Annotated in this window: 22 protein-coding genes, 1 tRNA gene and 1 pseudogene; 10 read left to right on the top strand and 14 right to left on the bottom strand. The window is 71.1% G+C overall.

What is annotated here, in order from left to right; all coding sequences use genetic code 11:
• The first annotated feature begins 243 nt into the window (after positions 1-243).
• Positions 244-732: a pyridoxamine 5'-phosphate oxidase family protein gene (locus tag BKA22_RS11845; RefSeq protein WP_146954200.1), complete on the top strand. Its 489-nt coding sequence runs from the start codon at positions 244-246 to the stop codon at positions 730-732.
• A gap of 99 nt (positions 733-831) precedes the next feature.
• On the opposite strand, the gene BKA22_RS11840 is transcribed toward BKA22_RS11845, so the two are convergent.
• The 5 genes from BKA22_RS11840 to BKA22_RS11820 form a co-directional block, all read right to left on the bottom strand.
• Entirely contained in the window at positions 832-1053 is a 222-nt protein-coding gene (locus BKA22_RS11840) for a hypothetical protein (RefSeq protein ID WP_223203699.1), read from the bottom strand.
• A gap of 220 nt (positions 1054-1273) precedes the next feature.
• Entirely contained in the window at positions 1274-1573 is a 300-nt protein-coding gene (locus tag BKA22_RS11835) for a YciI family protein (protein ID WP_146954199.1), read from the bottom strand.
• A gap of 20 nt (positions 1574-1593) precedes the next feature.
• Positions 1594-3744, bottom strand: a complete 2151-nt coding sequence (locus BKA22_RS11830) for a DEAD/DEAH box helicase (protein ID WP_146954198.1) — start codon at positions 3742-3744, stop codon at positions 1594-1596.
• 525 nt (positions 3745-4269) lie between these two features.
• A complete protein-coding gene (locus tag BKA22_RS11825; protein WP_146954197.1) occupies positions 4270-5004 on the bottom strand; it encodes a hypothetical protein in 735 nt (244 codons plus the stop codon).
• On the bottom strand, positions 5001-5630 hold the full coding sequence (locus BKA22_RS11820; protein ID WP_146954196.1) for a helix-turn-helix domain-containing protein: 630 nt from the start codon (positions 5628-5630) through the stop codon (positions 5001-5003). The genes BKA22_RS11825 and BKA22_RS11820 overlap by 4 nt, the downstream gene beginning before the upstream one ends.
• A gap of 42 nt (positions 5631-5672) precedes the next feature.
• On the opposite strand from BKA22_RS11820, the gene BKA22_RS11815 reads away from it, so the two are divergent.
• The 4 genes from BKA22_RS11815 to BKA22_RS11800 all read left to right on the top strand — a co-directional run bounded on the left by BKA22_RS11815 (position 5673) and on the right by BKA22_RS11800 (position 9100).
• A complete protein-coding gene (locus BKA22_RS11815) occupies positions 5673-5822 on the top strand; it encodes a hypothetical protein (protein WP_179561757.1) in 150 nt (49 codons plus the stop codon).
• A gap of 868 nt (positions 5823-6690) precedes the next feature.
• Positions 6691-6954 carry a tyrosine-type recombinase/integrase gene (locus BKA22_RS11810; RefSeq protein WP_146954195.1) on the top strand — a complete coding sequence of 88 codons (264 nt, stop codon included), beginning with the start codon at positions 6691-6693 and terminating at the stop codon, positions 6952-6954.
• A 300-nt stretch (positions 6955-7254) separates the two neighbouring features.
• Entirely contained in the window at positions 7255-8442 is a 1188-nt protein-coding gene (locus BKA22_RS11805; RefSeq protein ID WP_146954194.1) for a hypothetical protein, read from the top strand.
• A 115-nt stretch (positions 8443-8557) separates the two neighbouring features.
• Positions 8558-9100: a hypothetical protein gene (locus BKA22_RS11800; protein ID WP_146954193.1), complete on the top strand. Its 543-nt coding sequence runs from the start codon at positions 8558-8560 to the stop codon at positions 9098-9100.
• Positions 9101-9527: 427 nt separating this feature from the next.
• Here BKA22_RS11800 and BKA22_RS11795 read toward each other — a convergent pair whose 3' ends face one another.
• The 3 genes from BKA22_RS11795 to BKA22_RS11785 form a co-directional block, all read right to left on the bottom strand.
• The gene (locus BKA22_RS11795; RefSeq protein WP_146954192.1) at positions 9528-9848 is read right to left on the bottom strand and encodes a hypothetical protein; all 321 of its coding nucleotides are present in this window, start codon (positions 9846-9848) and stop codon (positions 9528-9530) included.
• Positions 9849-10292: 444 nt separating this feature from the next.
• A tRNA-Arg gene (locus tag BKA22_RS11790) sits at positions 10293-10365 on the bottom strand.
• 192 nt (positions 10366-10557) lie between these two features.
• Positions 10558-11160 (bottom strand): TetR/AcrR family transcriptional regulator, encoded by a 603-nt coding sequence (locus tag BKA22_RS11785; RefSeq protein WP_146954191.1) that lies wholly within the window; start codon positions 11158-11160, stop codon positions 10558-10560.
• A 157-nt stretch (positions 11161-11317) separates the two neighbouring features.
• Here BKA22_RS11785 and BKA22_RS11780 point away from each other — a divergent pair, with 157 nt between their 5' ends.
• Together BKA22_RS11780 and BKA22_RS11775 are read left to right on the top strand one after the other, a co-directional pair.
• Positions 11318-12397, top strand: a complete 1080-nt coding sequence (locus BKA22_RS11780) for an alkene reductase (RefSeq protein ID WP_146954190.1) — start codon at positions 11318-11320, stop codon at positions 12395-12397.
• Positions 12398-12510: 113 nt separating this feature from the next.
• Positions 12511-13224: an SDR family oxidoreductase gene (locus tag BKA22_RS11775; RefSeq protein ID WP_146954189.1), complete on the top strand. Its 714-nt coding sequence runs from the start codon at positions 12511-12513 to the stop codon at positions 13222-13224.
• 75 nt (positions 13225-13299) lie between these two features.
• On the opposite strand, the gene BKA22_RS11770 is transcribed toward BKA22_RS11775, so the two are convergent.
• The 6 genes from BKA22_RS11770 to BKA22_RS11745 form a co-directional block, all read right to left on the bottom strand.
• Positions 13300-14160, bottom strand: a complete 861-nt coding sequence (locus tag BKA22_RS11770) for an alpha/beta fold hydrolase (protein ID WP_146954188.1) — start codon at positions 14158-14160, stop codon at positions 13300-13302.
• A gap of 47 nt (positions 14161-14207) precedes the next feature.
• The gene (locus BKA22_RS11765; RefSeq protein WP_146954187.1) at positions 14208-15203 is read right to left on the bottom strand and encodes an NADP-dependent oxidoreductase; all 996 of its coding nucleotides are present in this window, start codon (positions 15201-15203) and stop codon (positions 14208-14210) included.
• 149 nt (positions 15204-15352) lie between these two features.
• Positions 15353-17995 (bottom strand): family 78 glycoside hydrolase catalytic domain, encoded by a 2643-nt coding sequence (locus BKA22_RS11760; RefSeq protein ID WP_146954186.1) that lies wholly within the window; start codon positions 17993-17995, stop codon positions 15353-15355.
• Between the two features lie 42 nt (positions 17996-18037).
• On the bottom strand, positions 18038-18883 hold the full coding sequence (locus BKA22_RS11755; protein ID WP_146954185.1) for a nucleoside hydrolase: 846 nt from the start codon (positions 18881-18883) through the stop codon (positions 18038-18040).
• Positions 18884-18899: 16 nt separating this feature from the next.
• On the bottom strand, positions 18900-20144 hold the full coding sequence (locus tag BKA22_RS11750; RefSeq protein WP_146954184.1) for a glycoside hydrolase family 1 protein: 1245 nt from the start codon (positions 20142-20144) through the stop codon (positions 18900-18902).
• Positions 20145-20248: 104 nt separating this feature from the next.
• Positions 20249-21547, bottom strand: a complete 1299-nt coding sequence (locus tag BKA22_RS11745; protein WP_146954183.1) for an MFS transporter — start codon at positions 21545-21547, stop codon at positions 20249-20251.
• Between the two features lie 136 nt (positions 21548-21683).
• On the opposite strand from BKA22_RS11745, the gene BKA22_RS11740 reads away from it, so the two are divergent.
• The 3 genes and pseudogenes from BKA22_RS11740 to BKA22_RS11735 all read left to right on the top strand — a co-directional run bounded on the left by BKA22_RS11740 (position 21684) and on the right by BKA22_RS11735 (position 23055).
• On the top strand, positions 21684-22433 hold the full coding sequence (locus BKA22_RS11740; protein ID WP_146954182.1) for a TetR/AcrR family transcriptional regulator: 750 nt from the start codon (positions 21684-21686) through the stop codon (positions 22431-22433).
• A gap of 81 nt (positions 22434-22514) precedes the next feature.
• Positions 22515-22840, top strand: a pseudogene (locus BKA22_RS19855) (transposase); the annotation flags it as partial.
• Between the two features lie 29 nt (positions 22841-22869).
• Complete coding sequence (locus BKA22_RS11735; RefSeq protein ID WP_371863672.1) at positions 22870-23055, top strand: hypothetical protein; 186 nt, start codon at positions 22870-22872, stop codon at positions 23053-23055.
• Positions 23056-23266: the final 211 nt, after the last annotated feature.

The raw sequence follows: 23266 nt of genomic DNA, 5'->3' as shown, positions 1-23266 counted from the left end.
GTCGTTGACGCGTCGCGACCTCTGACGCGACGCTCAGCCAGGTGTACCGCACCTGCGGCTTCGCCCGGGGCGCTTCGGTACCCGCCCGGCCCCGGGGGTGTTCATGGACGCACCGCGACCGGCGCACCGCACACCCGGATGCCGCCTACCTCGAGCCGCGGCCGTCGTGGGCCCGTGTGACGATCGAGGGGCGGCCGCGGAAGGTCGGTCGGCAGGTTCGTACCCGACAGGAAGGACGCAGCGATGGATCAGCACGTCATCGAGGCCGAGCTGGCCAGCGCCGGCGACCTGCTCGACTCGACCCCCATCGCCCACCTGGCGTACACCGGGACGGACGGCACACCCCGGGTGGTCCCGGTCGGCTTCTGGTGGACCGGCCATCAGTTCGTGGTCTCCACCGCTGACACGGCACCCAAGGTCGCTGCCCTGTCGACCAACCCGGACGTCGCGCTGACGATCGACACCGGCGGCCGACCGGACGACGCCCGGGCGCTGTCCGTCCGGGGACGCGCGGACGTCCGGATCGTCGACGGCGTGGTCGAGGAGTTCCTCGCCGCGGCCCGCAAGACCATGGACACCGAGGCCGCCGCGCAGTTCGAGCGCAGCTGTCGGCAGATGTACGACCGGATGGCCCGCATCGCGATCACGCCGCGTTGGGCCCGCTACTACGACTTCGGCGCCGGCCGGATGCCCGTGTTCCTGCAGGAGCTCGCGGAGCGCAGCGGACGCTGAGGCACGTGGCGGCGATCCGCGAGGCCCGCCGACCGTGACCCGCGACGAGCTCATCCACCCGCGTCGGTCAGCCCGCCGCCCGGGGCGGGCACGTGCGCACTACTCGAGGTAGCCGGTCTCGGCGTCGACCTGCCGGAGGAACCCCCTGGCCTCCTCCTCGAGGCGCCCGCGGCTCAGAGGGTTGCGGTCGCTGGTCGCGATCGTGAAGCCGTAGCCCGGGTTCGGCCCTGTCTCCCAGGTCAGGTCGTACGTGCCTGGGGCACGCTCGACGACCGAGAATCGGTCCGCATCGACATCCAGCCGCCACATCTCACCGCTCACACTGCCTCCACCGTCCGGAAACCTCCCCCCTCCGCCGCGAGATAGGCGGTGGCCCTACGCCGCGGCGGCGCCGTCGACGAAGGGCTTGCGACGGCCGATCGCGTCGGAGAGCCGTCCGGCGCCGGTCGGATGCCGACGTTCCCGCAGGAGCTCGCCGAGCGCAGCGGACGCTGACGCAGGTCGCTGGACCGCGCGAACCCGCCTGATGCCCGGCGCCCCGTCAGGCGGTGACGGCCAGGTGCGCGAGCTCGGGCGCCGTGGTGGTGGGGATGAACTCGGTGACCGTGTAGGCGACCGCGCCCGCCGCCGTGAACGGGTCCTGCGCGACGATGTCCTCGAGTGCGGTCCGCTCGCCCTGGGCCAGGATCACCCCGCCGGTGCGCGGCTCCTTGCGGCCGGAGGCGAGGAACACACCCGAGGCGTAGTGCACCGCCAGGAAGTCACGGTGCGCGGCCATCAGCGCATCGATCTCGGCAAGATCCGCGGTGTAGGTCAGGTCGAGGACGAAGAGGTGCGCCATCCCTCGACCGTAGCCTCCCGTCAGCCGAGCCCATCGGCGGCCAGCGCGTCGGTCAGCAGCGCGACCAGCGCGTCGAGCTGCACGTCGGTCGACGAGGAGCCCTCGTCCTCCCCCGCACCGTCCAGCGCCCGTGCGGCCAGGCCGGACTTGCTGTCGATCAGCTCGGCGATCTTGGAGTCGATGGTCTGCGCGGCGATGATCCGCCACGCGGTCACCGGCTCGGCCTGGCCGATCCGGTGGACGCGGTCGATGGCCTGGGTCTGCTCGGCGTAGGTCCAGGACAGCTCGGCGAGCACCAGGTTGGAGGCGACCTGCAGATTGATGCCCACACCCGCGGCCGTCAGGGAGCACACGACGATCGACACGTCGGGGTCGTTGACGAACGCGGCGATGTTCTTGTCGCGCACCCGGGTCGTCTGGTCGCCCCGGATCGAGGCGTACCGGATGCCGCGGTCGGCGAACGTCTGCTCGGCCTGGTCCATCACATCGACGTGCTTGGCGAAGAACACGACCTTGCCGACGTTGCGGGCCAGCTGGGCGGCGTAGTCGGCGGCCAGCCCGGCCTTGGCCTGGCCGATGCGGCGGACCATCGTGAACACGTTGTCGCCGGTGGACCGCTCGTTGGAGTCCTTGAGCTCGGCGGCGGCCACCCGGCGGGCGAGCTCGTGGTCGATGCCGTCGACGACGACGCCTCCGGTGCGCACCTCCAGGCCGGCCCGGTAGCGGCTGACCAGTCGGCTGGCCAGCGCGGCCTCGGCGGCACGGATCGACCGACCGACCGCACCGTCGAGCTCGACCGGCAGGTCCGCCACCCGACGGGCAGGGATGTCGGCGACCACGTCCACCTTGCGGCGGCGCACGATGCCCCGGTCGATCACAGCCGCCCTGGCCGCAGCGGAGAACTCCCGGTCGGCCGGGGTCAGCCCGGTCTCCTCCAGTGCCGTCATCAGCGGGCCGAGCGGCATCGTGTCGTCGATCCAGCCGAGGAACTGCCAGATCGCCCGGAAGTCCTCGATGTCGTTGATCAGCGGCGTGCCGGTGAGCGCCATGAGCAGCGGCCGGGACGTGCGCTCACGGATCCGCTCGGACAGCGCCAGCACGTGCTGGGACCGCTGGGAGCCCTTGTTCTTGATGAAGTGCGCCTCGTCGACGACCATGCCGCGGAACCCGAGGTTCCCGAGCCAGCCGACGTGCCGGTCCAGCAGCTCGTAGTTGACGATGACGACGTCCGCGAACGCATCGACCTGTTCGCCGTCACCGTGCACCACCGTGGCCGCACGCAGCGGCGTCCACAGCCCGACCTCGTGCGCCCAGTTCGTCTTGACGACGTTGGGGACGACGACCAGCAGCGGGTACGCGTCGGCGGCCTGTGCGGCCAGCAGCGCCTGGGCGGTCTTGCCGAGCCCGGGCTCGTCCGCGAGCAGGAACGTGCGGTGACCACGCGCCGTGGCCGCGACCACCTGCGCCTGGTGCGGCATCAGCTCACGCCCGGGCAGGACGACCTTGGAGCGGGCCTCGGGCAGCGTCATGCAGGCGGGCGCACCCGGGCCGGCGACCTCGAACGAGCGGAACAGCGGTTCGAGCAGCTCCCAGCCTGCCAGCCGTCGTGGCCGCGCGGCGAGCCGCTCGGCAACCGCCTCGAAGTCGGGGGCCAGAAACGGGTTCGCCAGCTGCCGCGAGATCACCGAGCGGGGCACCACCCGGTTCTCGGCCACCGGCGCCGGCGCGGTCGGTGCGACGGGCTCGGGCTCCTCGGGAGGCTCCAGGCCGCCGGCACGCATCACGGTGGCCTTGTAGGCGCGCGCCGCATCCGAGACACGGGCGTCCTCCGCAAGCAGGGCCAGCAGCGAGGTGTCGCGCGCCGCGGTCTTGGCCAGCTGCGTCGCCACACCGTCGAGCCGCTTCAGCTCCTGGGTGCGCTTCGACTCGGTCAGCGTGCGGTCGGCGATCACACGGGCCCGCTCCTCGCGCACCAGCAACGCCACGACCTGGAACTTCGTGCGCACCGCCGGACGCGTCGGGGGCCGCTGCACGGCGTTGTCGACCTCGCGGGCCACCCCGGCGAGCACCGGGATGATGCCCTCCTCGTCGGGGCGGCGCGTGGTCCGGCGACGCGGGGTGCCGGACTCGCTGCGCGCGCGACCGGACCTGCTCTGGCCTGGTCGTGCCACATCTCCTCCTTCGCCGCAGGCGACACATGCGCCCACGAAGCCTCCGCGTCCACGCCAGCGGCCACGCGCCCTCACGGGCCGCCCCGACGGGCACGCCGCCGACCACAGGCCGACCGGGCGAGCCGCCTACGACCCACGTCAGCGGCGGTGGTCGCGCTGACAACGCGCTGACCTGCTGACACACGCTGTGCGCCTGGGCAGACTCGAACTGCCGACACCCACTGAGGGCGTGGCACGGACAAGGTTGTCACGACCCCGCACCGCGCCAGCCGATCAGGCGCTGCACCAGAACCCCTCGCACCCGAGCGCCGGCTGATCCCGGTGACGCCACTGGTGCGCTCGGTGCGAGCACATCCTACGCGGGCGGCGCCCACGTCCACGGCCGCGACAGGCGTGATGGCCGGGTCGGGCGCTCACCGCCGACGACCCGCAGGCCCAGCAGTCGCCCGCGGCTCGGCCTGCTGGTGCCGGGAGGAGCGCCACACGCCCGAGGCACTCGCTTCGCGGACAGGTGGAGAGGTCCCTTCAGTCCTCCAGGCCAAGGGCGAGACGAAGCGTAGAAACACCCGTTGCAGCGCCCTCAACGGAGGCCACCGCACGCCCGTCGCGCACGAGCGCACCGAGCATCGACTCCAGGTAGGTCCGGTCGCGGGCGCTCGCATCCTCCAATCGGTCCTGTGGCTCGATCATCGTGGTGAGCACGAGGAAGTCGGTCAGATGCCGACGCCGGGCCTTGTCGAGCACGACGGTGTGCGCGGCGTCCTTGGCGACCAGGGCTCCGAGCAGACTGGGGCGACGAACGATCCCGAGCCGCCCCCCGACATCGACGGCGATCTCCTCGGTGCGGTCGAGTGCCTGCTGGGCTCCTGGCGTCTCCAGAGTGGTGCGTCCACCGGCGCCCTTGCCGTTGGCGGCACGCGCCCCGAGCCAGCGCGGGATCAGGACATCGATCTGCGCCTCATCGCGGACCCAGCGATGCTGGTGCCCGTTCCAGGTCTCACCGTCCGGCGCGAAGCCCATACCCGTCAGGGCGGTCGTGAACTCCATCAGCGCCGCAGGATTCGCCCGCACGTCAAGCACGGCGTCGAGGTCGTCGGTGGGGCGGGCGGGCGCCACTCCACGCTCGGCGCACCACAGATGCACCATCTGGCCCCCGACGAGGGTCCAGCCCGTCGACATGACGTCGTGCAGGTCGAGCAGCGCGCACCAGCCGTCACGCTGGCCTCGGCTCATCGCGGGAAGGACGACGACGGCGCTCACCGGAGCTCGTCGCGGATCAGTTCGCGGGCGCGGGCGATCTCACGCGGCTCGTCGTGCTCGACCAGGTCGGCCGCGAGCAGCAGCAGCGGCACGGGGCTCGGCGGCAGATCGTCGGCGACGTGCAGCACGACGTTGCCGCCAGACACGTGGGGAACGAGCAGATGGGCGCGGCGCACCCGGGACAGTTCTGCCTCCTTCACGTAACCCTCGATGAGTGCTCCGGACGCAATCTTGGCGCGCGGGTCGGACAGGCCCGACGGGACGAAAGCCGGGTCTTCGAGGAGCGGCTCAGGCTTGCGCGAGGAGTAGGTCATCCGCCGAGCACGCGAGGCAACCCAGGACGCCAGCAGCCGCTCGGGTTCACGGTCGTGAGCCAGACGGTCCAGGGCCTGCCGCCGTAGGTAGGCCTGCTTGGCCGAGGAGACACGGCTCTCGTCCACGAGGCGCCATGCGTTGGCCGCCGACATCGGACGGCTGCGTCGCGGCGCACTGGGCAGCGACGCCTCGTCCACGAGCCAGCGACCTGCGACCTGACGCGCGGCCACCCGGTGGTCGGCGATCAGATCACGGACGTGACGGGCCGAGACGCCAAGCACCTCGGCTGCCTGCGCGACGCCGATCTCCATAGCCACAAGGGTACCGGCTCCGGAACCGATGTCGGCATCCTTGTGACCGGCGTCCGCCCACTTAGCGCCAGACTCACGCTCTACCACCTGGTCGAGCACGAGCAGATCCCGTACCGGCGCCTCGGCACGGTGATCCTCCTCCCGGCGGCGTGGGTCGAGCGCGAGCCGACGATGCCGGTCAAGCGGCGCTGATGTCCGTCACCAGGCGGGCGCACCCGACGGGCAACGTGACCTGGCGCGCGGGGGTGTTCTTCGAGGGCCGGGTCATCGCGCTGCGGTCGTTCGGGCGCCGGGGGTCGACGCCAAGCGCTGGGAGGCCGACCAACTCGCGAAGCTGGACGCGGACTCGTGGATCGACCCGGCGCGCGGACGGATGACGTTCGCGGCGCTGGCTGAGGAGGGGCAGGCCTCGCGTGGTCACCTGGCGGTGCGCAGCCAGGAGACCACGCGGTTCCTGCTGGACAAGTACGTGATCCCGAGACCGGGGCGCACCCGATCTCCGGGATCTCGGCGGCCGAGGTCGAGCGGGTGATGTCCGCGCTGACGGCGCGGGGGTTGGCGACGGCGACGCGACACCGGGCGCTGTCGATGATCCGGCTGGTGTTCGACTACGCGATCCGCGACCGGCGGCTCTCGGTGAACGTCGCGCGGATGGTGGCGCTGCCCCGCGGGGGAACCAAGCGAGAGCCGCACTGGCTGCGGCCCGAGCAGCTTGGCCGGCTCGTGATGGCGGTGCCGCCGCTGTGCCAGCCGGTCGTGCTGTTCCTAGGCACGACCGGGTGCCGATTCTCGGAGATGGCCGCGCTGCGGGTTGACGACTCGTGCAGACCCCGCACGGGCTCGGCGTGCGCGTACACCGGGCGGCGACACAGTCCAAGAAGACGAGCGGGGCGGTGTTCGGGCCGACGAAGACCCACCAGACGCGGACCGTGCCCGTGCCAGCGGCCCTGGACGAGTACGTGCGCACGCGGGTCGCTGGCGCCGACCCGGGTGCGTACCTGTTCCCGAGCCCGACAGGGGCGTGTGGACGAACACCAACTTCCGGGCGCGGTCGGGATGGATGGAGGCCACGCGGCGGGCGGGCGTGGAGGGGACGACGATCCACGACCTGCGGCACACCGCGGCGTCGCTGCTGATCGCGGCCGGGGCGGACGTGAAGGCCGTGCAGGTCATCCTTGGGCACTCCACCGCGACCATGACGATGGACCTGTACGGGCACCTGTTCAGCGAGGCGACGTGGCAGGCGATGGAGCGGCTGCCGGTGATCCCGCTGATGCAGGCACCGCGGTCGATCGGGGCTCTGCCGCATGAGCCGCTCGGATGAGACGCCCGACCCGCTCGGCCATGCCAAATGTCCTTCGGACGCTACTGCAACCGCGTCCACTTGGTCTGTACGTGGGCCAAAGTGCCTTCGGTGGCGAGCACACACGTCGTCTGGCGGTGCCCGAGCACGTTCGCCGGATGGCCCGCCGCCGATCAGACGCGAGCCACGTCCTGATCAGCAGACGCGAGGAGTTGCACCGAGCGTCTTCAGCCCGATGTTCGCGGAAGGCACACGCCCGCTCACGGCGGCTCAAGTTGTGCGACCCTCCCAGTGCCTGCCACCTTGACCGGACGGGACCGTATGAGCGATTTCGAGTTGACCAGGGCACATCCTCTCAGCCGACTCCTCTCCATAGCGATCGACTACCAGACCGGCACCGCGACGTTCGTGCGCGACGACTTGATGGTTGCCACGGCCACCGTCGCGCTACCTACAAACCGGGGAGCCGCCGTAACGAGCTCCACGTTCTTTCCGAAACAATCTCGGATCGTGTTCAAGGCGTCCGGCCGCACCTTGACGATGAACCTCGGGACTTTGTCCACTAAGTGCGATGCGCCCACGGTGTACCTCGACCAACGGGACTGGATCCATTTCGCTCGGTGGGAGAAGGAGCCCAACCGCGTGACCCCTGCCCAACGTCAGTTCTTTGGAACGTTGGCGACGGCAGTCGAAAGCGAACAGGTCATAGTTCCGATCTCTGCAGCACACCTCGTAGAAACGTCGAAACGAGGGGGGGCCTCAAGACTCGACCTCGCAGCAACCATGCTCCGATACTCACGTGGCTGGCAGGTGCGCTCCGTGCTCGCACTGCGAAGGGCTGAGCTGCGCGCACTGTTTGGCGGAGAACCGCTCGTCGTCAGCGACGTGGTCACGCTTGCGCCACAGGCCGCCCTCGATATGGAGCGACCCGCGCCATTCGCTCCGGAACTCGGCTCTGAGATGTCTGGGCTGATCGAGCGCCAGGTATGGGCGGCAGTCCTTGTAGAACTGCTACTCGACCCGGTTCCGACCCCGAACGGCGGTCAGGACCTGGCGCATCAGTGGTCTCAATCCTTCCTTCCCCTTGCGACCGCCATCCCCGGTAACGCGAAGGCGAGAGCGCGCATACGTGACCTGACGCGCGTTAGGTTCATCTCAGACCTCGGTCACGACCTCCCCGCGGCCGCGAAGGAAGCTGGGCTAACCCCCGGCGATTTCAGCAGATGGCTCACCGAGAGTGCGGAACGCGACATCGCGGCCACCCCTGGCTTAAGTCGGTTGCGAGAGACGCTTCACTTGCGCATTGCCAACGCGACCGAGAAGTGGGAGGCGAATGATCTCAACGACTGGTTTTATCTTAGCTACTCCGGGGCCTATCTCGATCTTGTCCTTGGCGAGCGGAAGACAATCAACTACTTGCGGCGCGTTGACCCGCTAGTCCCGAGCGGGGCGAAACTGCACTACCGCGCCGAGGACGCTTTGGCCGACCTTCAACACCTTCTCGCGTGAATCCCTCGCGGATCCCTGCACGAACCACCGCCATCTCCGCTTCCGATCCGCACGCTCCGCCGAAAGCAGCACTACTCTGGTCCCGACCACAATGCCCGCTCGAGGGAGGACAGCGATGCCGCCGCCCACGTTCGCTCGCTCTGATGACAAACTGAGGCGCCTCGCAGAGGCTGGACCTCTTCCGACGCTAGTAATCCTCCCGTCATTGACGCGGGAAGAGGGAGCGTTCTACTCAGACCTCGACATCGAGGCGAAGAAGCTGCTTCGGGCAGCCGGTATCGAAGCCGATTACCTTGATCCGCCGGGGCAGCGGAGGCTGCTCGGGGAGCACAGTTCCGGCTTCCTGCTCGCTCTTGCGGTCTCGACGCTCGCTGAACTCGGCGCGGAGGGCGCTATTGCGGTGGCGAAGTATGCACTGTTGATGCTGCGTAGGGCTGTGCAGCGCGGACTCGTACAGGAGCCCGCGGCAGCAAGTCTCACCATCGACATCCGCCGACTTCGGCGCCATGACGGCGCGCTTGAGATCGAAGGGCTTCACGTCGAGGCACGCGGCGATCGAGTCGTCGAGCAAATCATCGCCGTACTCGCGCCCTCCCTAGACCCGGCGACAACGGCGGCTGAACTGAGGCAAGAAATCGAGCGCGGCGAGGAAGGCTGAACCGTTGCGGATCCAAGCGCTCATTATCCGTACCGGCGTCGCGCTACCACCTCCGTCCGGCCCCGCACGAGCGCACCACTGCCTCACCGAGGGCGAGGCGTCGCTCAGGCGAGCGAGGGTCTCTCGAAGCCGAGGGCTGCGGATACTGGCTGCCGCCGCACCGGAGCTCCTCGCAGGGGCTCCAACTCTCATCGGCCTAGAGAGACCGCTTCCGGCCTGGCTATTGGCGGGTGCAGATCGCAGGAGGATCATTCAATGGCTTGAAATCTCGGCAGCGCTACACGCCGCGCGTGCGCAATGGGCGGCACAGCCTCTTGATCGTGCACTCACCGAGGCCGAGGCAGAGCTCCGCAGCGCTCTTAAGTCGGCGTCGGGCGCTCTACATTGGTTCTCGGACCTGGTGATTGACATCGACGAGTACGCGACATCAGAGCACGCCGCTCGTCAGGTCCGAGAACTCCGTGACGATGCTCACAGCCTCTTGCACGAGATAGGCGCCCTTACAGGGGGCCTGTTTGGATGCTGGCTCGAACACGAGGACGGCATTTGGTTCGAAAAATGCGAGACATCGCTGGCTCATGTCCCGCTCGGCAACTCCGCGGGCTTCACGGCAGTTGCGCGATGCAGCATCTGCCACGAAGACGCTTCCGAGTGTGAGCACCTGAACGGCGAGAGCTATTGGATCGAAGTCCTTCGGGGAAATGACGGCAAGTGCTCGGTCTGCGGAGACGGCTGCGACCACGAGCACGGCCGGACGTATCGCTTTGAGGCGTCCGCCTACGTCAGTGAGGGAACCTTGCGAGAAGTGAGCTTCGTTTCACGTCCACGAGACCCACTGGCGAGGATCACGGCCCGTGAAATCCCCGTTGAGGAGTTGGTCCAAGCGCTTGGCCGCACCCCTAGCCCCGATGAGAAGGTGCGCCACCATGCATGCATGACTTACTGCGAGGGCATGCGAAGTCGTCCAACCGACCCTTGACTCTGCGCAGTGACGGAGGAGACGGCGAGGGCGGCGGCGCCTGCGCACGTGCTCGACTCACCCTTGTCCGCCGGCGTCCGTCCACGTCCTTGACAGGCCGTCCACGTCCTGAGACAAGTCACTGACCACACACTGACCAATGCCTGGCAGATCGGACACCGCCGCACCGCGGCAGGGGCGCCCATACCGCCCCTGACCTGCAACAACACCCTGTGCGCCTGGGCAGATTCGAACTGCCGACACCCGCTTTAGGAGAGCGGTGCTCTATCCCCTGAGCTACAGGCGCGCGGGTCCGGCTGGAGTCCCAGTCGGCAGCCCGCTGCCGAACGGCGGCGGGCTGGTCATGGGCTCGTGCGGATCCGTGCGGCGTCGGCGACAGCCTTGTGGCGGTCGTCGGCGCGCGTCCAGGGTACCGGGCCGCAGCATGGGTGGACGTCGGACGCCCCGCGCGTCCACGCGCCCCACGCGCGACGCGAGGTCAGTGCGGCAGGATCGCGGCGATCTGGCCCCGGACGTCCCGGAGGATCTCCTCGATCGTGGCCCCGACGTTGAGGCTGGCCGCCATGGTCAGGAACTGCACCGCGGAGACGACCCGAGCCAGCGTCACGGCGTCGTCGCCGCCGATGCGGGTGTCCCGGCGCAGCACGGCGGCGACGGCCTCCTCGGTCTGGGCGACGATCTCGAGGGCTTCGCGGTGGCGGGGCTCCTCGGGGTCGCCGAAGACCATCTCGCGCAGGTAGGTGCGGCCGTTGTCGATCTGGGTGCGGTTGCACTCCACGACGGGGCGGACGATCGCCATGACGGCGTCGAGGACGTCGGGGGTGGCGTCGGCGGCGGCGGTGCCGCGGGCGAGGGCGTCGGCGTAGGCGGCGTTCTGGACGAGCAGGAGCAGCTCGCCCTTGGTCTTGGCGTACAGGAACAGGGTGCCGGTGCCGATGTCGGCACGTTCGGCGATCTGCTGGGTCGTGACGTCGTCGACGCCGTGGGCGGCGAACAGCTCGCTGGCGGCGGCGATGATCCGCTCGAGCTTGGCCTGCTTGTTGCGCTCGCGCCGCCCGACCGGCGGGGAGTCGAGGGACATCGGATCCTCCGGGAATAGACTCTGACTGCGCTCACTTTTGAGTGTAGTCACTGTCGCGTGGGCTCGGGATGTGCCTCGGCGCATCCTCCCACGGGCACCGGGGCACGCCTCGGTCCGGACCGTGACCCCTGTTGGTCCGACGTGAGGAATCGCACGCATGTCCCTCTCTCCTTCACTGTGGCAGCCGTTCACCCTCGGACGGCTCGAGCTGAACCATCGCCTGGCCCTGGCGCCCATGACCCGCAGCCGGGCCAACCCGGACGGCACCCCCGGTGAGCTGATCGCGACGCACTACGCGCAGCGGGCCTCGCTCGGGCTGATCATCACGGAGGGCACCCAACCCTCCGAGGACGGGCAGGGGTACCTGGGCACGCCCGGCATCTACACGCCCGAGCACGTCGCGGGCTGGCGTGAGGTCGCCGACGCCGTGCACGCCCAGGGCGGACACCTGTTCATCCAGCTCATGCACGTGGGCCGGATCTCGCACCCGGACAACACCCCGCACCACCGACGGCCGGTGGCGCCCTCGGCGATCTCCGCCGAGCAGGACATGGTCACGGCGCAGGGGATGCAGAAGACCCCGGTGCCGCGCGAGCTCAGCGTGCAGGACATCCAGACCGTCATCGGGGAGTTCCGGCACGCCGCCGCCTCGGCGATCGCCGCCGGCGCCGACGGCGTGGAGATCCACGGCGCGAACGGGTACCTGCTGCACCAGTTCCTGGCGCCGAACGCCAACCAGCGCACCGACTCCTACGGCGGCTCGGTCGAGAACCGCGCGCGGTTCGTGGTCGAGGTGGCCGCGGCCGTCGCGGACGAGATCGGCGCCGACCGCACCGGCATCCGCCTCTCCCCCGCCTTCCCGCTCGGCGGGCTCGACGAGGGCGACACCGAGGCCGTCCGCGCGCAGTACCGGCACCTGGTCGGTGAGCTCGCGCCGCTGGGGCTGGCCTACCTGCACGTGCACCACCTCGGCGACGACGAGCTGCTGCGCTCGTTGCGCGAGGCGTGGCCGACCGCCGTGCTCGTGGTCCGGTACGGCCGCGAGCGCGAGCAGATCGCCGACGACATCGACGCCGGCCTGGCCGACATCGCGCCGCTGGGGCGGTTCGCGCTGGCCAACCCCGACGTCGTGGAGCGGCTGCGCACGGGCGCCCCGCTCAACGACCTCGACCCCGCGACCCTCTACACCGGCGGTGCCGCGGGCTACACCGACTACCCCACCCTTGCTCGCCTCTGAGCATCCCCAGCCGCCCGCTCGTCCGGGACCCCTGCCCCGGGCGAGCGGGCCCACGCCGACCCGTCCCCCTGGCCGGCGCGACACTCCACCACCTCGACGAAGGAGCCATGAGCATGCCCACTCTTGACGGAGCAGTTGTCCTGGTCACCGGCGCGAACGGCGGCATCGGCACGCAGTTCGTGCACGAGGCCCTGGCCCGCGGCGCGGCCAAGGTCTACGCCAGCGCGCGCACCCCGCGCACCTGGGACGACGAGCGCGTCGTCCCCCTGACGCTCGACGTCACCGACGCCGCGTCCATCCAGGCCGCGGTCGAGGCGGCTCCCGACGTGACCGTCCTGATCAACAACGCCGGGGCGTCGGTGTCCAGCACCGGGATCCTGACCCACACCGAGGAGGAGATCCGCCGCAACGTGGAGACCAACTTCCTCGGCCCGCTGTTCCTGGCCCGAGCGTTCGCGCCGGTGCTGTCGGCCAAGGACGAGTCGGTCCTCATCGACATGCACTCGCTGCTGAGCTGGTACGCCGTGGCCGGGATCTACTCGGCGACGAAGGCCGCCCTGTGGTCGGCGACCAACTCGCTGCGCCTGGAGCTCGCTCCGGCCGGGGTGCACGTCGTGGGTGTGCACGTCGGGTACGTCGACACCCCGATGGCCGCCTACGCCCCCGAGCCCAAGGTCGACCCCGCCGTGCTCGTGCGCGACGTGTTCGACGCCGTGCAGGCCGGGCAGTACGAGGTGCTCGCCGACGAGGGGTCGGTCCAGGCCAAGGCCGGTCTCAGCGCACCGATCGAGGCCGTCTACCCCCAGCTGAAGGCCGCGCGCGCCTGAGCGACCTCACGCAGGTGGCCCCGCCGGTTCGCACCCGGCGGGGCCACCTGCGCATGTCGGTGAGGCGACTCCTGACTACTCGGAGAGGAACGTCGCGGCGACGGGGGCGAACTCCTCCCAGTACTGGAAGATCCCGCCGTGCCCGGAGCTCGGGTAGATGATCAGCTCGGACCCGACGATGCGCCGATGCAGGTCCTCGGAGAGCACCGACGGAACCATGCGGTCGTTGTCGCCGTTGGCGATCAGGGTCGGACCGGTGATGACCGACAGGTCGGACGGGGCGGACCGCCCGTAGCGCTGGATCGCCTTGAGCTGGGTGCGGAACGCGGGCAGCGTGACGTCCTTGTCACGGTCCACGGTGCGCTCCTTCAGGCGGGCCACGAACGCCTTGGCAGCCTTCTTGCCCGCGGCGTCGCGGTTGAAGAACAAGAACTCCTTGGGGTCCGAACGGGTCAGGGTCGCGCGCAGGACGTCCCCGTAGGTGGTGCCCACGACCTTGTCGATGTCCGTGCCGCCGCGCGGGCCCGTGCCGGTCAGGACGAGCCTGCGAACCAGGTCGGGGTGCTTGACCACGAGGTCCTGGGCGATCATCGCGCCCATGGAGAAGCCGAAGACGTCGATCGTGTCGTGACCGAGTGCGGCGACGAACCGGTAGGCGTCGTCGGCGGCCTCCTCGAGGGTGTCGCGGACCTTTCCGCTGGACGCGCCGACACCGAGCTGGTCGAAGGCGACGACGTGCCGCGTGGCCGCGATCGCGTCGACGATGCGGGGGTCCCAGTTGTCGAGGGTCGCGGCCAGGTGCACGAAGAAGACGACCGGGATGCCACCCCTCGGGCCGAGCTCGCGGTAGGCGAACGTGTCCCCACCCGCGGTGATGGTCCTGGTCGGCGCCTTCGCGTACGAGGTGATGACGGGGTCGTTGGCGGTCGTGCTCACGATGGTGCTCCTCGTGCTGGTCGGAAGCCGGTGGGGTCGGGGCGGGCTCAGGAGCGGGTGATGACAGCCTTGCCGCGGATGCGTCCGGCGGCGAGCGCGGCGAGGGCGTCGGGGGTCTGGTCGAACGCGAAGGTCTCGACCGACAGGGGGCGGATCGTGCCGTCCTCGATCAGGGCGCTGATCTGACGCAGCTGGGCGCCGTCGGCGTGCATGAACAGGAACTCGTAGGACACGCCCTGCTTCTTGGCCTCGCGGCGGACCTTGCTGCTCAGCGCACGGACGGCCAGGCGCACGAGCGGGTTCAGACCGGCCTCACGGGCGTAGGTCGGCTCGGGCGGTCCGGCGATGCCGATGGCCTTGCCGCCCGGGGCGAGGATGCGCAGCGAGCGGATGAGGTTGTCCCCGCCGAGGCTGTCCAGGACCAGGTCGTAGCCGGTCAGCTCGGCCGCGAAGTCCTCGGTGCGGTAGTCGATGGCGACATCGGCGCCGAGCTCGCGCACCAGGTCCAGGCCCGGGCCACTCGCCGTGGTTGCCACGTGCGCGCCCAGGTGCTTGGCGAGCTGGATCGCGATCGAGCCGACCGCACCGGCACCGGCGTGGATCAGGACCTTCTGACCTGCACGCAGATGGCCGCGCTCGACCATCGCCTGCCAGGCGGTCAGCGCCACCAGGGGCAGACCGGCCGCCTGCTCCGTGCTCAGCGAGGCGGGCATGGGTGCCACGTCGGCCTCCGCGACCGCGACCCGCTCGGCGAACGTGCCGATCTGGTGCGTGCCCGGGCGCGCGTAGACGCGGTCGCCGGGCTCGAACTCGCGCACCTGAGCACCCACGCGGATCACGGTGCCGGCCACGTCGTGCCCCAGGACGAGCGGGGTCTTGTACGGCAGGATCGCCTTGAACTCCCCGGTGCGGAGCTTCTCGTCCAGGTGGTTGAGCCCGGCGGCCTCGACGTTCACCAGGACGTCGTGGGCACCGACGGTCGGCTCGGGGACGTCGAGGGCGGTCAGGGGCTGCTTGTACCCGGTGATGCCGAACGCGCGCACGGTGGGGCTCCTTCGTGAGGTGGGTGAGTACGGGGTCGCCCTCATCGGACGAACCGAGTATACTCATTTATGAGTGCCCTCACTAGATGCATCGACGACAACCGCGGCGGCTCATCGATCGGATGCCGCCGCAGCCGCGCCGCCCGTCCTCACCCGGCGGAGAACTCCGCCGCACGCTCAGCCGCACGCTCGGGCGGCAGGGTGAACGCGAGCAGGTGCTCCCCTGGCGCGAGCTCGACGGGCTCGGAGCCGTCGGGAAGCACCACCTGCGCCGTCGTCGACGGTGGGACCAGCACGGTGAGCACGACGTCGTCCCCGGTGCGTTCCCACCGCACGGCGGCGGTCCCGTAAGGGGTCTCGTGCGTCGCGGCGGCCCAGTCGAGCGAGCGGGTGGGCAGCGGTGCGATGCGCAGCCGGCGGTATCCCGGTGCCGCAGGGGCCAGGCCGGCCACGCGCCGGTGCAGGAAGTCCGCCACGGCGCCGAACGCGTAGTGGTTGAACGAGGTCATGCCGCCGGGGTTGATCGACCCGTCGGGCAGCATCGAGTTCCAGCGCTCCCAGACGGTCGTGGCACCCATCGTCACGGCGTACAGCCACGACGGGCACTCGCGCTGCAGCAGCAGCTGCCAGGCGGTCGCGCCGTGCCCGGTGTCCGCGAGCGCGTCGCACACCAGGGGCGTGCCCAGGAACCCGGTGCCGATGCGGAACTCGTCCGCGGCGACCTGCTCGGCGAGCAGCTGCCCGGCGTGCGCGCGCTGCTCGGGCAGCAGCAGGTCGAAGGCGACGGCCAGCGCGTACGCGGTCTGCGCGGGGTAGGCGGCGCGGCCGCTGGGGGTCAGGTACTCGGCACGGAATCGGGCCGCGGCGCTGTCCGCGAGCGCGCCGTAGCGCACGGCCGCGTCCGACTCCCCCACGACCTCGGCGGCCTGGGAGAGCACGCGGGCCGAGCGGGCCAGGTACGCGGTGGCGACGAGCTGCCACGGCACGCGGGCCTTCCACGGCTGGTCGTCGGGGGCCGAGGCGTCGAGCCAGTCCCCGAACGAGAACCCGCCGGACGAGAAGTCCAGGTCGTCGCCGGCGCGGGCCGCGAACGCGTCCACCCAGGCGACCATCGACGACCACTGCGTGCGCAGCACCCCGGCGTCGCCGGTGCGCTCGTAGAGCGTCCAGGGCACGAGGGTCGCGGCGTCGCCCCAGCCGGCCTCGGCGCCGAGCGGCGGCATGTGCGGGTCCATGGCGGCCATCGGCACGTAGGGCGGCACGACGCCGTCGGCGTGCTGGTCGGCGGCCAGGTCGGCGAGCCAGCCGGTGAGCATGCCGGTGGTGTCGAACAGGAACGCGGCCGTGGGGGCGAAGACCTGCAGGTCACCGGTCCAGCCGAGGCGTTCGTCGCGCTGCGGGCAGTCGGTGGGCACGTCGAGGAAGTTGCCGCGCATGCCCCACACGACGTTCTCGTGCAGGCGGTCCAGCAGCGGGTCGGAGCAGGCGAACGTGCCGGTGCGACGCAGGTCGGTGTGCAGCACCACGGCCTCGAGGTCGGCCGTGCTGAGCGCGCCCGGCCAGCCGGTGACCTCGACGTAGCGGAAGCCGTGCGTCGTGAACGACGGCTCCCAGGTGCGCGGCCCGCGGCCGTCGAGCACGATCTCGTCGGTCTGGCGTGCGGCACGCAGCGGGCGGGTGCCGAGCTCGCCGTGCTCGAGCACCTCGGCGTGGCGCAGCCGCACGACCGTCCCGGCGGGTGCGTCGGGCAGGTGCAGGCGCATGCGGCCGACGAGGTTCTGACCGAGGTCCACGACCGTGGCCCCGGCGGGGGTGGTGAGGATCTCGACGGGGGCGACCACCTGGGTGCGGCGCACCCCGGGGCCGGTGGGCTCCACCAGGCGTGACAGGTCGCAGGGCAGCACGTCGGCGGCCTGCCAGCCCGTGTCGTCGAACCCGGGCTCGTCCCAGCCGGGCAGCTCGCGACGCGTGTCGTGCGTCTCGCCCAGGTACAGGTCGGCGCGGGTGACCGGGCCGAGGGTCCAGCGCCACGAGGAGTCCGTGCCGAGCACGGTGCGGGTGCCGTCGGCGTGGTCCACCTCGAGCTGCAGCAGCACGCCCGTGCGGTCGCCGTAGACGTCGCGCATCCCGGCGAAGCCGAGGAACCCGCGGTACCAGCCGTCGGCCAGGTGGGCGCCGAGCACGTTCGACCCCTCGCGCAGCAGATCGGTGACGTCGTGCGTGGCGTAGCGCAGGCGGTGCTCGTACGTGGTCCAGCCGGGGGTGAGCACGTCCTGGCCGACCACCTGGCCGTTGAGGTGCACCGTGACGACGCCGTGCGCGGTGACCCGCAGGCGGGCCCGCACGACGTCGCCCGGCACGTGCGCCGCCCCGCGCAGCAGCGCCGCCGGCTCCCCCTCGGCGCCGGTGGCCGGCAGGCGCGGGCCGACCATGACGGCCTGCCACCCGGCCGGCTCGAGCAGACCCGTCTCGAGCACCGTCGGCTCGCTCCAGGCCGACGGCGCGTCGTCGCCCGGACCCCACACGCGCACCCGGACCGCGCGCCGCTCGCACGGGCCCAGAGGTGCGGCCGGCCACGCCACGAGCACCTGCTCGTCGGAGGTCACGTGACCGGTGCGCACCGCGGCAACCGTGCCGTCGGGGTCGGTGACCTCGAGCTCGTAGCCGCTCTGGTGCCACCCGGGCGTCGCGGTGCGGGCGGCCCACGACAGGCGCGGGCGGCGCTCCCCGATGCCGAGGGGCGTGCGGTGGTGCTCGACCACGACGGGGTCGAGGTGCAGGTCGGCGGTCATGGGTGCTCTCCGGGGGCGCAGGGGTGGGGCGGGGCGGCGACGTCAGGCCGGGTGGGCCGCGGCGTGCCGTCGGAACAGGGCGACCATGTCGCCGAACAGCAACGAGGTGTCCAGGTCCGTGCAGAAGAGGCGGTCGGCGGGTCCGTCCGACGCCCGCTCGAACGTGCTCGACTCCTGCGACAGCGCCGTGCCGATGAGCGGGGCGCTGTCACCGAGGGGCCACACCGCGTCGACGGCGAACCCGGGCGGCAGCGGCAGCTCGACGAACCGCCGCCACAACCAGGCCCCCAGGGGTCCGGCGCCGCTGAGCAGGTCCTCGACCTGCGCAAGGCTCCACGCGCAGCGCCGGTACGTCTCGAGCGGGAACTGCCGCACGGCCAGGCCGGGCAGGCCGAGCACGAACGCGGCGGCCGCCGGATCGGTGTCGCGGTTGTACTCCTCGACGGCGGACCGCGCTCCGCCGACCCAGGCCAGGGTGATCCGGTCCACGAGGTCCGGTGCCGCCCGCAGGGCCTCGGCGACGGTCGTCAGCGGTCCCCCGCAGACCAGGACCAGCGGGAGCGGGTCGTCCCGGCGGCCCTGCTCGACGATGAGAGCGGCAGCGGCGGACAGCCCCTGGGTCTCCTCGAACGGCACGTCCCCGCCGGCGGCGACGACCGGGCGGGCCGCCCCACCGACGAGGTCGACCAGCTCGGCCGCGTACGCCGCCCCGGCCGCGGCGCCGCCGGCGGGCGGACCGAACACCGGCGACAGCCGCGAGCTGGTCACGGCGTCCACGCGGTGCCCCGGCGAGAGCAGGTGGTGCGCGAGCGCCACGAGCCCGTCGGGGTCACCGGCGAAGTCGTTGTCGACGACGACCCGGCAGCGCGTCGCGACCCTCAGCGCCATGACGGCCCGCCCCCGCTCAGCCGACCACGGCGGGCCGGTACCCCGCCACAGCCCGCGCGTACGCGTACGCGGAAGGCTTGGGGGTGCGGGCGAAGGTCGTTCGGTCGACCTCGACCAGCCCGAGCTTGGGCCCGTAGCCGAAGATCCACTCGAAGTTGTCCAGCAGCGTCCAGTGCAGGTACCCGAGCACGGGGGTGCCCGCGGCGGCCTCGGCGGCCAGGAGATCGAGCGCCTGCGGCACGAACGCGGCACGCTGCGCGTCGTCCTCGGTCTGCATGCCGTGCTCGGTGACCAGCACCGGGACGCCGGAGACCTCGTGCGCGTACCGCACCGACCGGGCCAGCGACGCCGGCTCAACCAGGGTGCCCATGCCGTTGCGGGGGCCGTCGGGGACGACCTCGCCGTCGGGTCCGTGGAAGGCCGACTCGTAGTTCTGCACGCCGACGAAGTCGTCCTCGCGCGCCACGGTGAGCCAGTGGTCGTAGACCGCGGCGCGCTTGGCGTCGCGACGCTCCTCACCGCCGGGCAGGGCCACCTCGTCGAGGATCGCGATCGACACCCCTGTCGGCAGGTCGGCCCTGCGGGCCTTGATCGCCGCGACCGCGGCACGGTGGGCCTGGGTGAAGGCGCCCTGGAAGGCCTCCTGCTGCTCGGCCGGGATGACGTTGGAGGCGAAGTACCGCTCGACACCTGCGTTGCGGGCGGCGGCGGCGAGCATCTCCTTCTTGATCTGCTCGGCGATCGGCGGCAGCTTGCCGCCTGCCTGCAGCACCTGCTCGAGGTTCGGCTCGTTGAGGGTCACGGCCGTCGCGATGCGGTCCCCGAACCGGGCCATGACCCGGTCGCACTGGTCCGCGAACAGCGCGGGTGCGTCGGGGGCGAGCCACGACCCCGAGGCGGCGAACCAGTGCGGGGACGCGAAGTGGTTGAACGTGACGACCGGGGCCAGCCCCCGGGCCAGGCACCCGTCCACGACCTGCTCGTAGTGGTCGAGGGCTGCGGCGTCGACGACCCCGCGCTCGGGCTCGATGCGCGCCCACTCCACCGAGAACCGGAAGGCGTTCAGGCCGAGGTCGGCGACGAGGTCGAGGTCGTCCTCCCACAGGTCGTAGTGCCGGCAGGCGGGTCCGCTCGGCTCGACGAACAGCGACGGCGTGGTGTGCTCCAACGTCCACATGTCGCTGCGGTCGTTGCCGCCCTCGCCCTGGTGGCCTGCGGTGGCCACACCCCAGAGGAAGCCGTCGGGGAACGTGCTGGTCATGTCGTACACCTCGTCGTTCGTGCGTTCTGCGGCCCGCGTGCGTGCGCCGGCGGCCCGGGCGCGGGTTGCCCGGGCCGCCGTGGGTTCATCCGTGGAGCAGGTGCTCAGCGCACCCCCTTGATGAGCGGCATGAGCGCTGCCCCGGTGATGCACAGCACGGCCGCGCCGATCCACAGCACGGTGTAGTTCTGCCCGCCGCCCAGGGCCAGGATCGTCGGACCGAGGGCCGGGACCAGGATGTTCGGGATGTTCAGCGCGAGGCCGAAGACGGCCATGTCCTTGCCGGCGTCGCGGGAGTCGGGCAGGACCGAGGCGCACAGCGCGAGGTCCACCGTGAGGTAGGCGGCCTGGCCGACGGCGAACACGACCCAGGCGACGGCGAACCCGTTGAAGCTCGACGCGGTGGCACCCAGGACGAGCCCCGCGGCCATGAAGAGCGCGGCGGCCGCGACGATCGGCTTGCGGCGCCCGATCTTGTCCGAGAGCCACCCCGAGCCGGTGAAGCAGATGATCGACACGGGCGCCGAGATGAGCGTGAGCAGACCGGCCTTGGCGCCGACCTCGGGCAGCGGCACCGCGAGCACGTCGATCATGAAGTAGATGAAGTAGGTGAACAGCGCGGCCATGGCCATGCCGGCCAGGAACCGCGCCAGCCACGTCCAGCCGAAGTTCGGGTGCTTGCGCGGGTTGACGATCATCCCGCCGACCATCGAGCGCACGTCGAGCGCGGGGACCTCGGCGCGGACCTTGACCGGGTCGCGGTACAGCGCGAGCAGCGGCAGGGAGGCGACCAGGGCGAGCAGGACGGGCACGGTCATGAGCAGCAGGGGCTGATCGACGAGCGCCCCGGTGAGGTAGGAGCCGCCGGAGAACGCCAGGGCGCCGAACAGGCCCATGACGCCCATGACCCGGGCACGCATCGCGTCGGGCACGGCCTCGACCGGGATCACGGCGTAGGCGTTGAAGCCGGCCTGCATGGCCGCCACCGCCACGATGTAGGCCGCGCCGATCACCAGCGGGTTCGACGACGCGCCGACCACGAGGGCGCCGAGCAGGGTGACGAGCAGCCCGGCGACGATCCACGGCCGGCGGCGGCCGAACCGGCTGGTGGTCCGGTCGGAGAGCGCCCCGGCGAGCGGGACGACCACGAGCATCGCCAGCGCGCCGATCGAGACGATGCGGCTGTAGAGGACGTCCTTGGTGTCCGGTGCGACAGAGGCGATCCGCAGCGAGAGTGCGGTCGACAGGCTCATCGCCATGACGTACATGCCGACGGCGGCGATGAGGACGAGGGCGATGGTCCTGGCGGTCGACCCGGACGTGGTGGGCGCGAACCCGGCCGGGTCGTGCAGTCCGCCGTCGGCGGGGTCCAGCGATTGAGTCGATTCAGCGTGGATGGTCATCAGACTTCCCTGGAGGAAGGGGCCGCGACGCTGCGGCCGGTGTCGACGTTGACGCCCCGTCTCCGGGGATGGGGGAACCGTAACCGCGAAAATATGCCAACGTCAATATTTTCGCTGACGCCACTAGCCTGCAGCCATGGCCGGGCCCCGGGGTGAGTACCGCAAGAGCGCAGAACGACGGGCACAGATCCTCGAGGCGGCCCACGTCGTCTTCGCCCGCTCCGGGTACACCGGCAGCTCGGTCAACGAGATCGCCCGCCAGGTCGGCATGACCCAGACCGGCGTGCTGCACCACTTCGCCGGCGGCAAGGTCGCCCTGCTGCGCGCCGTCCTCGAGAGCCGCGACCACGGCGCCGAGGACGTCCTGGCCGGACGCACCGGGCGCGACTTCCTCGCCGGGCTCGTCGAGATCTCCCGCCGCCAGGGCGAGCAGCGCGGCATGGTGCAGCTCTACAAGGTCCTCGCCGCCGAGGGCACCGACCCCGACCACCCCGCGCACGACTACTTCGTCGAACGCTTCTCGCGGATCACGCAGGCCGTCACCGCCGCGTACCAAGCCATCGCGGCCGACGGCGGGCTCGTCGACGGCGTCGACCCCGGCCGCGCCGCCATCGACACCCTCGCCGCCACCGAAGGCCTCGAGGTCCTATGGCTCAACGGCCTCGACGTCGACATGGCCGCCGACATCGAACGCCTCATCTCCGGCTTCCTCACCGCACCGCTGGGGCAGCACGCCGCGACGTCCGGACCGGCCACGGACCCGTCACAGGTCGCAGACCAGGCACCCGTCACCAGAAGTCGACAGCCACCGGACCACGTGTCGGGTCGGGTCGACGGCAACAGTGACAGTGGCGTCCCGCAGAGTGGTGCGCGAGCCGGCCCGTGAGGGCGTCGTCGTAGGCGCTTAGGCGGCGACCGCGTGATTCCTCGAGAGACCTACCAAGTCGACTCGAGAGAAGAGCATGCGATGACCGCTGGACCCAGTATCGAGCCTGCCCGCTACCTGCACGAGTAGCTTCAGAACGCGTCCCCGGACCTGCCGCGTGACCCGCTGCCCACGCTCATCGACACGCTGATGAGCGCCGAGGCGGACGCGATCTGCGGCGCCAGTACGTCGTGCGGTCTGCAGAGCGGACCAACACCCGCAACGGGTACCGGCGCCGGGACTTCGACACCCGGGTCGGCACGATGGACGTGGCGATCCCCAAGCTGCGCGCCGGGACCTACTTCCCGGATTGGCTTCTGGAGCGACGCCGCCGCGCCGAGGCGGCCCTGACCTCCATGGTCGCGACCTCCGGGAGATCCGCCGCCGCACCGACGTCGTGGGGGTCGTCCCCGACCGCACCGCGATCATCCGCCTGGCCGGTGCGGTGCTCGCCGAACAGCACGACGGGGCCGAAGGCCGCCGCCACCTCGCCCTGGACGTCCTGGGCCGCTCACGCCCGACCGCCCTCCCCGACGAGCGACAGGAGGTGAACCCGCCCCAGCTCCCGGCGCTCAGCGCCTAAGACCCGAAGAACACGGGAGAGCCGTTACACACCACGCCCGGGGACTTGACCATCGGCGTGTCCAGGCTCAGGCGGCGGGCGCCGGGGCCCTCGTCACGCCGGGATGGGTCGCCGACGACAAACTCCGCCTCTCCAAGTCCACCCCCAAGCACCCGCTCGGCCGTTATGGTCGGCATTGCCCAGGTCAGATCCACTGTGACAGGATAGGAGA

The sequence above is a fragment of the Cellulomonas soli genome (assembly GCF_013409305.1).
GTDB classification, from domain to species: domain Bacteria; phylum Actinomycetota; class Actinomycetes; order Actinomycetales; family Cellulomonadaceae; genus Cellulomonas; species Cellulomonas soli.
The sequence above is the reverse complement of the archived record's forward strand: the minus strand, read 5'-3'. Positions and strand labels throughout refer to the sequence as shown.

Excerpts from the sequence above, each read along its gene's own strand:
- BKA22_RS11775 (WP_146954189.1), top strand. The coding sequence starts at position 12,511 with ATGCCCACTCTTGACGGAGCAGTTGTCCTGGTCACCGGCGCGAACGGC.
- BKA22_RS11845 (WP_146954200.1), top strand. The coding sequence starts at position 244 with ATGGATCAGCACGTCATCGAGGCCGAGCTGGCCAGCGCCGGCGACCTG.
- BKA22_RS11805 (WP_146954194.1), top strand. The coding sequence starts at position 7,255 with ATGAGCGATTTCGAGTTGACCAGGGCACATCCTCTCAGCCGACTCCTC.
- BKA22_RS11750 (WP_146954184.1), bottom strand. The coding sequence starts at position 20,144 with ATGACCAGCACGTTCCCCGACGGCTTCCTCTGGGGTGTGGCCACCGCA.
- BKA22_RS11835 (WP_146954199.1), bottom strand. The coding sequence starts at position 1,573 with ATGGCGCACCTCTTCGTCCTCGACCTGACCTACACCGCGGATCTTGCC.
- BKA22_RS11755 (WP_146954185.1), bottom strand. The coding sequence starts at position 18,883 with ATGGCGCTGAGGGTCGCGACGCGCTGCCGGGTCGTCGTCGACAACGAC.
- BKA22_RS11785 (WP_146954191.1), bottom strand. The coding sequence starts at position 11,160 with ATGTCCCTCGACTCCCCGCCGGTCGGGCGGCGCGAGCGCAACAAGCAG.
- BKA22_RS11760 (WP_146954186.1), bottom strand. The coding sequence starts at position 17,995 with ATGACCGCCGACCTGCACCTCGACCCCGTCGTGGTCGAGCACCACCGC.
- BKA22_RS11780 (WP_146954190.1), top strand. The coding sequence starts at position 11,318 with ATGTCCCTCTCTCCTTCACTGTGGCAGCCGTTCACCCTCGGACGGCTC.
- BKA22_RS11820 (WP_146954196.1), bottom strand. The coding sequence starts at position 5,630 with ATGGAGATCGGCGTCGCGCAGGCAGCCGAGGTGCTTGGCGTCTCGGCC.
- BKA22_RS11810 (WP_146954195.1), top strand. The coding sequence starts at position 6,691 with ATGGAGGCCACGCGGCGGGCGGGCGTGGAGGGGACGACGATCCACGAC.
- BKA22_RS11740 (WP_146954182.1), top strand. The coding sequence starts at position 21,684 with ATGGCCGGGCCCCGGGGTGAGTACCGCAAGAGCGCAGAACGACGGGCA.
- BKA22_RS11745 (WP_146954183.1), bottom strand. The coding sequence starts at position 21,547 with ATGACCATCCACGCTGAATCGACTCAATCGCTGGACCCCGCCGACGGC.
- BKA22_RS11800 (WP_146954193.1), top strand. The coding sequence starts at position 8,558 with ATGCCGCCGCCCACGTTCGCTCGCTCTGATGACAAACTGAGGCGCCTC.